8 protein-coding genes are annotated in these 10,287 nt (G+C 61.4%); 7 read left to right on the top strand and 1 reads right to left on the bottom strand.

The genetic code is table 11. The features are described 5' to 3' along the window. Positions 1-74: 74 nt before the first annotated feature. The 5 genes from AB4Z11_RS11445 (at position 75) to AB4Z11_RS11425 (ending at position 3,175) form a co-directional block, all read left to right on the top strand. Positions 75-347, top strand: coding sequence for a BolA family protein (locus tag AB4Z11_RS11445; protein WP_442025374.1), 273 nt, complete (start codon positions 75-77; stop codon positions 345-347). A 123-nt stretch (positions 348-470) separates the two neighbouring features. After that, positions 471-1,250 carry a peptidylprolyl isomerase gene (locus tag AB4Z11_RS11440; protein ID WP_442025373.1) on the top strand — a complete coding sequence of 260 codons (780 nt, stop codon included), beginning with the start codon at positions 471-473 and terminating at the stop codon, positions 1,248-1,250. A 70-nt stretch (positions 1,251-1,320) separates the two neighbouring features. After that, positions 1,321-2,094, top strand: coding sequence for a peptidylprolyl isomerase (locus AB4Z11_RS11435; RefSeq protein WP_442025372.1), 774 nt, complete (start codon positions 1,321-1,323; stop codon positions 2,092-2,094). Positions 2,095-2,129: 35 nt separating this feature from the next. Continuing rightward, positions 2,130-2,801 carry a DNA alkylation repair protein gene (locus AB4Z11_RS11430; protein ID WP_442025371.1) on the top strand — a complete coding sequence of 224 codons (672 nt, stop codon included), beginning with the start codon at positions 2,130-2,132 and terminating at the stop codon, positions 2,799-2,801. Between the two features lie 8 nt (positions 2,802-2,809). Beyond that, positions 2,810-3,175 (top strand): VOC family protein, encoded by a 366-nt coding sequence (locus AB4Z11_RS11425; RefSeq protein WP_442025370.1) that lies wholly within the window; start codon positions 2,810-2,812, stop codon positions 3,173-3,175. Here the strand turns inward: AB4Z11_RS11425 and purL are convergent. Next, positions 3,165-7,211 carry a phosphoribosylformylglycinamidine synthase gene (gene purL, locus AB4Z11_RS11420; RefSeq protein ID WP_442025369.1) on the bottom strand — a complete coding sequence of 1,349 codons (4,047 nt, stop codon included), beginning with the start codon at positions 7,209-7,211 and terminating at the stop codon, positions 3,165-3,167. The genes AB4Z11_RS11425 and purL overlap by 11 nt on opposite strands. Before the next feature lie 250 nt (positions 7,212-7,461). On the opposite strand from purL, the gene AB4Z11_RS11415 reads away from it, so the two are divergent. Both AB4Z11_RS11415 and AB4Z11_RS11410 read left to right on the top strand, forming a co-directional pair. Continuing rightward, positions 7,462-9,102: a tetratricopeptide repeat protein gene (locus AB4Z11_RS11415; protein ID WP_442025368.1), complete on the top strand. Its 1,641-nt coding sequence runs from the start codon at positions 7,462-7,464 to the stop codon at positions 9,100-9,102. Positions 9,103-9,108: 6 nt separating this feature from the next. Next, the coding region (locus tag AB4Z11_RS11410; RefSeq protein WP_442025367.1) for a tetratricopeptide repeat protein at positions 9,109-10,287 on the top strand (1,179 nt) is incomplete at its 3' end.

The raw sequence follows: 10,287 nt of genomic DNA, 5'->3' as shown, positions 1-10,287 counted from the left end.
GGCGTGACCGGACTAATGCTTCTGTTCTTTATTGCCCAGGCTTTTTACCTTTCGAAACATATCAAGGATGAAGCATGAGCGATCCGCGTCTGGCCAAAATCCGCGAGCGCCTGGAAGCCGCCCTGGCACCCGTTCAGATCAATATTGAGGACGAATCCGCCATGCATGCCGGGCATGCCGGAGCGGCCTCCGGCGGGGGGCATTACCGGGTCCGTATCGTCTCCGGTAAATTCGAAGGTCATAAACTCGTCACACGCCATCGGCTGGTGTATGATTCCGTGCACGATATGATGCATAAAGAAATTCATGCATTGGCCATTACCGCACTGGCACCGTCTGAAGTATGATATGCGCGGAATTTTGGGATACAAATCAAAGAAGCTCAAACAAATTGAATAGTAGAGACATCTCGGCGATCCGCCCAAATTCCTCCACGTTTTTCGAGTAACTTTCCCTTAGGAATTAAATCAATGACTTTCAAGCCAGCCCGTCTGCTGCTCGCACTCATCGCCGTTGCGTCTGCACCAGTCTTTGCTCAGAACGTTGCTGTCGTTAACGGCAAAGCCATTCCTACTTCCCGTGTTGACGCCATCGTCAAGCAGCTGGTAGCACAGGGCCAACAACAAGACAGCCCTCAGCTGCGTGAAGCCATCAAGAAAGACCTGATCGGCCGTGAAGTAATGATGCAGGAAGCGGAAAAACAAAAGTTCGGTAACGACCCACAGGTCAAGCAGGCGCTGGAAAACGCCCGCCAGGCCATCGTGCTGAACGCCATGGTTGCCGACTACGTCAAGAAGCACCCGGTTGCCGACGCCKAAGTGAAGGCTGAATACGACCGCGTGGTTGCTCAGACCGGCGACAAGGAATACCACGTACGCCACATCCTGGTGGAGTCCGAGAAGGACGCGACCGACATCATCGCCAAGCTGAAAGGCGGCGCCAAGTTCGAAGACCTGGCCAAGAATTCCAAGGATGCTGGTTCCGCTGCCAACGGCGGCGACCTGGACTGGGGCACCCCATCCAACTTCCCTAAGCAATTTGCTGACGCCTTCGTAGGCCTGCAAAAAGGCCAGATCACCGAGAAGCCACTGCAGACCCCGAACGGCTGGCACGTGATCAAGGTCGACGACATTCGTCCTGTGAAGCTGCCAACCCTGGAAGAAGCCAAGCCGCAAATCACCGACGCGCTGATCCAGAAGAAGCTGCAAGCCTACCAGGAAGAACTGGTGAAGAAAGCCAAGATTCAGTAATCAGCTGATCTGACCTGTCCGGCGCCTGTGTGGCGCCGGTTTTGCATTTTATTTCTTAGGAATAGACAAGATGTTGAAGCCAGCAAGCCTGTTGTTAGCACTGACCGCTGTAGTCGCCGCACCAGCATTCGCGCAAAACGTAGCCACCGTCAACGGCAAAGCCATCCCGGCAACGCRCGTGGACGCCATGGTCAAGCAAGTGACCGCCCAGAGTGGCCAGCCGGATTCGCCTCAGCTGCGCGAAGCCATCAAGAAGGACCTGATCGGCCGCGAGGTGCTGATCCAGGAAGCCGACAAGCAAGGCTTCGCCGCCAAGCCGGAAGTCAAGCTGGCGCTGGAAAACGCACGCCAGTCCATCATCATCAACGCCATGCTGCAAGACTACGTCAAGAAGCATCCGGTAACTGATGCTGAAATCAAAGCCGCTTACGACGAGCACAAAGCTTCCCGCGGCGACAAGGAATACCACGCACGCCACATCCTGGTTGGCACCGAGAAGGAAGCCCAGGACATCATCGCCAAGCTGAAAGCCGGCGGCAAGTTTGAAGAACTGGCCAAAGTATCCAAGGACAGCTCCGCCAACAACGGCGGCGATCTGGACTGGGCCGCTCCAGGCAGCTATGTGAAGCCATTCTCCGACGCCATGGTGGCCCTGAAGGAAGGTCAATTCACCGACAAGCCAGTGCAGTCCCAGTTCGGCTGGCACGTGATCAAGCTGGAAGGCGTTCGCCCAACCAAGCTGCCGGCTCTGGAAGAAGTGAAAGGCCAGGTGGCTGAAGCCCTGACCCAGCGCAAAGTCGCCGCCTACCGCGACGAACTGCTGAAGAAAGCCAAGATCCAGTAAGTGGACAAGAAAGCGCTCTCCGGAGCGCTTTTTTTATGACCAAAGCACCTCCCTCTCCCACCGCCGCTGGCGTTATCGCCGCCCTCGCCCCGCTCGCCGATCCCGTCCGCGCTCCCGCGATGCGCGCCTATATGCGCGATCACTTCGAATTCCTTGGCATCCCAACGCCTGCACGCCGGGCAGCGCTCAAGCCCCTGATCGCGGCGCTGCGCGGCGCCACGGAGAACGAACTGCTGGCGCTGGCCGGCACGCTATGGGATCTGCCCCAGCGCGAATATCAGTACGCCGCGCTGGATATTCTTGCGGCACGCTGGAAAACCCTGGGCGCCGAGCAACTGCCGGCCCTGATCGCACTGGCACGCCGCAAGTCCTGGTGGGATAGCGTGGATGCCACCGCCAGCATTGTCGGCGACGTGCTGCGCGGCAGCCACGACGGTATGGATGAAGCCTTGCAGGATGAGGATTTCTGGGTGCGCCGCATCGCCCTGCTCCACCAGCTCGGCTGGCGCGATGCCGTTGACGCGCCACGTCTGTTCCGTTATGCGTTAGCCTTGAGCCATGAGAAGGAATTCTTCATCCAGAAAGCCATCGGCTGGGCGCTGCGCGACTATGCCCGGCATGCGCCGGATGCGGTCGGGAATTTCCTTGCCCAGCATCGCGCACAACTGGCGCCCCTGAGCTACCGGGAGGCAGCCAAACATCTTTAGGAGAGAGGATGATTACGCAATCCATGTTCGTGATTGCCGTACCGGATCTGCAGCGCACCGCCGCCTTCTTTCGCAGCGTCCTCGCCTTCAAAATCCACGAGAGCGAAGAACCCGACTGGCGTATCTTCGTGAATGGCAGTTGCACCATCATGGCGGCCGAGCGGCCGTCAGCGCCGCCGCCCGTTAGCCTGGGCGACCACGCCTACTTCGCCTACCTGCTTGTCGATAAGGTAGATGCCTACTACCGACGCGCGCTGGATGCGCGCGTCGACATCTTCAAAGACCTGACCAACGAGCCATGCGCCATCCGTGAATTCGGATTACGCACGCCCGATGGCCATCGCCTGATGATCGGACAGCAGCTTAGCCGATGAACTTGCGCGCGTTGCGGAACATGCGCATCCACGGCGAATCCTCGCCCCAGCCATCCGGGTGCCAGGAGTTCGTCACGGTGCGGAACACGCGCTCTGCGTGCGGCATCATGACCGTGAAGCGTCCATCCGGCGTGGTGACCGAAGTCAGGCCACGTGGCGAACCGTTCGGGTTGAAGGGATAGACTTCGGTCGCGTCACCGCGGTTGTCCACGAAGCGCATTGCCGCAATGGCTTCATCGATCTTGCCGGTCTGGCTGAAGTCAGCGAAACCTTCACCGTGGGCGATGGCGATCGGCGTCTGGGTGCCGGCCATGCCCTGGAAGAAGATGGACGGCGAATCCAGCACTTCCACCATCGAGAAGCGAGCCTCGAATTTCTCCGACTTGTTGGTCGTGAACTTCGGCCAGGCGTGCGCACCGGGGATCAGCGGCTTCAGGTTGGCCATCATCTGGCAACCGTTGCAGACGCCRAGGCCGAAGGTGTCCTTGCGCTGGAAGAAGCGCGCGAACTGCTCCGACATCTCCGGATTGAACAGGATGGACTTGGCCCAGCCTTCGCCGGCACCCAGCACGTCGCCGTAGGAGAAGCCCCCCACCGCGATAATGCCCTGGAAGTCATCCAGCTTCACGCGGCCGGAAATCAGGTCGCTCATGTGCACGTCGACAGCCGCGAAACCTGCCTGGTGCATCACCCACGCCGTCTCGATATGCGAGTTCACGCCCTGCTCGCGCAGGATCGCCACACGTGGGCGCACGCCGGTGTTCAGGAACGGTGCAGCCACATTGTCGGCCATGTCGAAAGTGATCTTCGGCTGCATGCCTGGATCGGTTTCGTCCAGCAGGCGGTCAAATTCCGCATCGGCCGTGGCAGGATTYTCGCGGACGCGGGAAATGCGCCAGCTGGTTTCGCTCCACAGGCGGTGCAGCGCGGAACGCTGTGCGCTGTAGATGATCTTCGCATCGCGGGTGAATTCGATCACGCCGCGGTCGTTCAGCTTACCGATGATATGGCTGCAGGCGCCCAGATTGTGGGCACGCAGAACGTCCATCACAGCCGATTTCTCTTCGGCGCGCACCTGGATCACGGCGCCCAGTTCTTCGTTGAACAAGGCGCGCAGGGTGAAGTCGTTGCGGCGCTCAGCGATCTGGCCAGCCCAATTCTTGGCGTCGCCCTGGTCCATGGCGTGTTCGGATTCCAGCGTCAGCATGTCCAGGTTGACGGACAGGCCGGCGCGGCCGGCGAAGGCCATTTCCACCAGGGTGGTGTACAGGCCACCGTCGGAACGGTCGTGGTAAGCCAGGAGCTTGCCGTCTTTGTTCAGCTGCTGGATCGCGTTGAAGAAGGCTTTCAGGTCTTCCGGCGAATCCACGTCCGGTGCGTCGTTGCCCAGCTGGCCCATCACCTGCGACAGGGCGGATGCGCCCATACGGTTCTTGCCGCGGCCCAGGTCAATCACGATCAGGGCAGTCTCGCCCAGATCGGTGCGGATCTGCGGGGTCAGCGACTTGCGCACGTCGTACACCGGCGAGAAGCCGGAAACGATCAGCGATACCGGCGATACCACGGCCTTGTCTTCGCCCTCATCCTTCCAGGTGGTGCGCATGGACAGGGAGTCCTTGCCCACCGGGATGGACACACCCAGCGCCGGGCACAGTTCCATACCCACAGCGGCCACGGTGTCGAACAGCGCAGCGTCCTGGCCCGGCTGGCCGCATGCGGCCATCCAGTTGGCGGACAGTTTGATGTCGGAGATATCGGCGATCGGCGCAGCAGCCAGGTTGGTGATGGTTTCGCCCACCGCCATACGGCCGGAAGCCGGCGCGTCGATCACGGCCAGCGGCGTACGCTCGCCCATCGACATCGCCTCGCCCACATAGCCTTCGTAGCTCAGCGCAGTCACGGCGCAGTCGGCCACCGGCACCTGCCATGGGCCAACCATCTGGTCGCGCACCGACATGCCGCCCACGGTACGGTCGCCAATGGTGATCAGGAAGCTCTTGTCCGCAACGGTCGGCAGCAGCAGAACGCGGCGCGCCGCTTCTTCCAGCTGGATGCCGGTCAGGTCAATCGCAGGCAGCGCGTTCTGCACGTGCTTCACATCGCGGTGCATCTTCGGCGGTTTGCCCAGCAGGACTTCCATCGGCATGTCGACCGGATTGTTGCCCATTTCCTGGTCGATCACCTTCAGCTGGCGCTCTTCGGTCGCCACACCTACGACAGCAAAGGGGCAGCGCTCACGTTCGCACAGAGCCTGGAACACTGGCAGGTCGTTTGGCGCAATCGCCAGAACATAGCGTTCCTGCGATTCGTTGGACCAGATCTCTTTCGGCGCCATGCCGGATTCTTCCAGCGGCACTTTTCGCAGATCGAAGATCGCACCGCGCTTGGCGTCGTTGGTAATTTCAGGGAAAGCGTTCGACAGGCCACCCGCACCCACGTCGTGGATCGAGATGATCGGGTTGTTGTCGGCCATCTGCCAGCAGCCGTTGATCACTTCCTGGGCACGGCGTTCCATTTCGGGATTGCCGCGCTGGACGGAGTCGAAGTCCAGGTCCGCAGTGTTGGTGCCGGTCGCCATCGAGGAAGCGGCCGAGCCACCCATGCCGATGCGCATGCCAGGACCGCCCAACTGGATCAGCAGGCTGCCGACTGGGATGTCGTTCTTGTGCGTGTGCTTGCCAGAGATATTGCCGATACCGCCCGCAATCATGATCGGCTTGTGGTAGCCAAACACAGCGTCTTTCGCACCAGCGAACTGCTGGCCGATATTCTGCTCGTATGTTCGGAAGTAGCCACCCAGCACCGGACGGCCAAATTCATTCGAGAACGCGGCGCCGCCCAGCGGGCCGTCGATCATGATCTGCAGCGGCGAAGCGATGCGCTCCGGCTTGCCATAGACCCTGGATTCATCGCGCTTGCCAACCGGCGCGGTCACATTGGCCGCGTTTTCCCATGGCTGCACTGCACCCGGGATCATCAGGTTGGATACGGTGAAGCCGGTCAGGCCAGCCTTTGGCTTGGCGCCGCGGCCGGTTGCACCTTCGTCGCGGATCTCGCCGCCCGCGCCGGTGGAGGCGCCTGGGAACGGAGAAATGGCGGTCGGGTGATTGTGGGTTTCCACCTTCATCAGGGTGTGCACCAGTTCCGTGGACGGCGCGTATTCATGGTTCTCGCCGCGCGGGTAGAAGCGGGTAACTTCCGCACCTTCGATGATCGACGAGTTGTCCGAGTACGCCACCACGGTGCCGCGCGGGTTCTTCTCGTGCGTGTTCTTGATCATCTTGAACAGCGAAATGGCTTGCTGTTCGCCGTCGATGGTCCAGTCGGCGTTGAAGATCTTGTGGCGGCAGTGTTCCGAGTTCGCCTGCGCGAACATCATCAGCTCCACGTCGGTCGGATTGCGCTTGGCGGTGGTGAAGGCTTTGTCCAGGTAGTCGATTTCATCGTCGGACATCGCCAGACCCAGGTCCGTATTGGCCTTTTCCAGCGCGTGGCGGCCGGCGCCCAGCACATCGATGAATTCCAGACCCTTGGCGTCCAGGCTGGAGAACAGACCGGCTGCCTGGTCGGCGCTGCGCAGCACCGACTCGGTCATGCGGTCATGCAGCAGGGCTGCCACGGCTTGCGCCTCTTCCGGCGACAATTTCTTGGCCGCGCCCAGGCCGGTGCCCAGGATACCGCCCTTCAGGTTCACGCGGTAAGCCACGCCGCGCTCAACGCGGTGCACGTGGATCATGCCGCAGTTATGCACGATATCGGTAGCCTTCGAAGCCCACGGCGAAATGGTGCCGAAGCGCGGGATGACGAAGAATTCTTCCACCACGCCGTCGGCTTGCTCCGCCAGGGCCGGCTCGCCATACGTCAGCAGGCCATTGAGGCGGGTTTTGTCGTCGGCCGACAGCTCGGAAGCGCTGTCAACGAAGTGGATGTAGCGTGCTTGCACCGAGCTAATCGAGGGCAGCACAGCTTGCAGTTGGGTTAAAAGACGTTGGCTACGGAATGCGGACAGGGCGTTTGAACCCGGCAGAATCAACATGGTTGGGAGGCAGTAGGTGCAGCGTAGCTGCGGATTAAAAGAATACTGGGCACGAGCTGAATGGTCTTGCGGAATTTCCTTTGCCGACATTATACCGGTTTCAGCCCCCTCTTCCCACCCCGCCGCCATGGCAATGCAGCAACATTTTCGGCCAAAACTAGCTTTTGCAGGGCGTAAACACGCGCAAAACGTCCATTTTGGGGTGTGCTTGGAGTATTCTCCTTCCCAATGAGAGAACTTTGACTTCGCAATGCAAGCGTATAACAACCTGTCGGTCCTGATCATCGATCCGAACCAGCATATGCGTGCGGGCCTGCACAATATGCTGTCGCAGCTCGACGTCCGCCAGATTGAGCACGCGGTGAGCAGCGGTACGGCCATCCGCCAACTGGACAAGCGCCATTACGACCTGATTCTGTGTGAATACGATCTGGGCAGCGAAAACGGCCAGGATGGCCAGYAGCTGCTGGAAGACCTGCGCCACCACAAAATCATCTCCCAGTCAGCCATGTTCATCATGCTGACCACGGAAGGCATGTACGGCAAAGTGGTCAGCGCGGCCGAACTGACGCCGACCGATTACATTCTTAAACCTTTTACGGTGGACGTGCTGTCCCAGCGCATCGCGCGTGCTGTGGACCGCCGCAACGCCCTGCTGCCGGTGCACCAGATGTTCGAACAAGGCCGCCTCCAGGAAGCAATCGACGCCAGCGAGAGCGCGGCGACCGCCCATCCGCGCTACGCCACCGAATGCGCCCGTCTGCGCGCCGAGGCTTTGCTGGCGCTTGGCCACACAGAGGCGGCGCAAGGCACATACGCTGAAATCCTCGAATCGCGCGACGTCGGCTGGGCTCAGCTCGGCCTGGCCCGCTGCCAGTTCGCCGCGCGCAACTTTGCCGCCGCGGTGGAGACGCTGCAAACACTGCTGGATGCGAATCCCAAGTTCATGGCCGCATACGACCTGATGGCGCGCGCCCACGAAGCCATGGGCCAGCCCGACGATGCACGACAGGTGCTGGAAGCCGCCGTCTCCATCTCGCCCCATATGGTGCGCCGCCTGCGCCACCTCGGCCAGGTGGCTTTTGACACCGGCGACGTGGCGGCGGCCGAAAAAACCTTCAAGCAGGTCGTCGCCCGCGCCAAGTATTCCGAATTCCGCGATCCCGAAGATCACGTGAATCTGGTGCGCACGCTGGTGAAGAAGGGCGACGCATCCGGCGCCGCCACCGTGCTGCGCGATCTGGAACGCTCCTCCCGCAGTGGACCGAATACCGATGCCTGCCGCGCCTATTCCGCCGCCATGCTGCAAGCCTTGAATGGCAACGGCGCGGCGGCGGCAGTCGAACTGGCGAACGCCGCCAAGGCGCTGGAAGCCTGCAGCGGCCTGTCGCGTGGCCTGAAAATGGGTCTGGTGCAAAGCTGCCTGGAGAATGGCCTCGATCAGGAAGCCATGCATTTGCTGGACGCCTTCACCGACGATGCCCATAGCGGCATCAACCAGGCCGACGCCGAAGCCCTGTATGTCAAGGCCGGCCGCAGCGACYTGGCGCATAACGAAGGCGATAGCGTGGAGCGCTATCTCGATGATCTGGTCAAGCAGGCCGCGGCCCGCAGCGGCCAGGGCGACCAGCGCGGCGCCATTCAGGTATTGAAGGCGGCCRTCAAGCGGCGTCCGGACAATCCGGGCCTGATGTCCGCCCTCGCCTCCGCCATGCTGCGCCTGATGAACGACGAGGGCTGGGACGCCCCTCTGGCCGAGCAGTGCGCCGCGCTGCTGGCACGGCTGCGCAAGGCCGACCCGCGGCACGCCATGCTGGCGGGTCTGTCGTCCCAATACATCGCACTGCGAACTAAAACAAACCAGACCAGCGCCATTTCGAGCGCGGAGTAAAGCACGATGCCATTGACCAGCGACCTGTCCGTCCTTATTGTTGACCCGAATCCGGCGATGCGGGGAAACTTGCACAATATGCTTAGCCAGTCCTCGATCTCACGCATCGAGTACGCGGTCAGCGCGGGCACGGCCATCCGCCAGTTGAGCAACAAACGCTTCGACATCATCCTGTGCGAGTATGATCTGGGCAACGGCAGCGAAGACAGCGGCCAGGATGGCCAGCAGCTGCTGGAAGACCTGCGGCACCATAAGCTGATCGACCGTTCCGCCATCTTCATCATGCTCACCTCCGAGGGTGTGCACAGCAAGGTGATGGGCGCTGCCGAACTGACGCCCACCGACTACGTGCTGAAGCCATTCACGGTGGACCTGCTGCTGCAGCGGATCACGCGCGCCGTGGACCGCCGTGCGCTGTTCATGCCGGTCTACCAGCAGATCGCTTCCGGCCAGTTGCGCGAAGCGGTGAAGGCTTGCCGCGAGTCGGAAATCTCCCATGCCCGCTACGCAACCGAATTTGCCCGCCTGCGCGCCGAGCTGTTGTCCGAACTGGGCGAACTGGCGGAAGCCGAACATGTCTATCAGGGCGTGATGGTGACGCGCCACTCGGGCTGGGCGCAGCTGGGCCTCGCCCGCTGCCAGTTTGCCCAGCAACGCTACGACGAAGCACAGGGTACGCTGGAGCGCCTGCTGGAGCTGAATCCGCAGCTGATGGCGGCCTACGACCTGCTGGCGCGTACTTACGAGGCGATGGGCCAGACCGTGCAAGCCAAGAAAGTGCTGGAGGATGCCGTGTCGATCTCGCCTCATCTGGTGCAGCGCTTGCGGCACCTGGGCGAAGTGTCGTTCGAGTCCGGCGACATCAGCGGCGCAGAGAAAGCGTTCAAGCAGGTGGTGGCGAAAGCGCGCTATTCCGAATTCCGCGATCCCGAGGATCATGTGAACCTGGTGCGCGCGCTGGTGCGCAAGGGCGACGCGAACCAGGCCAGTGGCGTGATCCGCGATCTGGAACGCTCGCTGCGCGCCAATGCCAACACCGAAGCCTGCCGCTCCATTTCGAATGCGCTGCTGCTGGATTTGACGGGCAAGGAGAATGAAGCAGCCGAGGAGCTGTCCAACGCCGTGAGTGCCGTCGGCATGGCGCGCGGGCTATCGAGCCAGCTGCGCATCGGACTGGTGCACGCT

Origin of the sequence: Pseudoduganella sp. RAF53_2 (assembly GCF_052113985.1) — a bacterium.
In the GTDB taxonomy this organism is placed as follows: Bacteria; Pseudomonadota; Gammaproteobacteria; order Burkholderiales; family Burkholderiaceae_D; genus Rugamonas.
This window is presented reverse-complemented; position numbering and strand designations above follow the sequence as displayed.

What these genes read in the sequence shown, in the direction of transcription:
- AB4Z11_RS11445 (WP_442025374.1), top strand. Translation starts at nt 75, where the DNA reads ATGAGCGATCCGCGTCTGGCCAAAATCCGCGAGCGCCTGGAAGCCGCC.
- AB4Z11_RS11430 (WP_442025371.1), top strand. Translation starts at nt 2,130, where the DNA reads ATGACCAAAGCACCTCCCTCTCCCACCGCCGCTGGCGTTATCGCCGCC.
- AB4Z11_RS11425 (WP_442025370.1), top strand. Translation starts at nt 2,810, where the DNA reads ATGATTACGCAATCCATGTTCGTGATTGCCGTACCGGATCTGCAGCGC.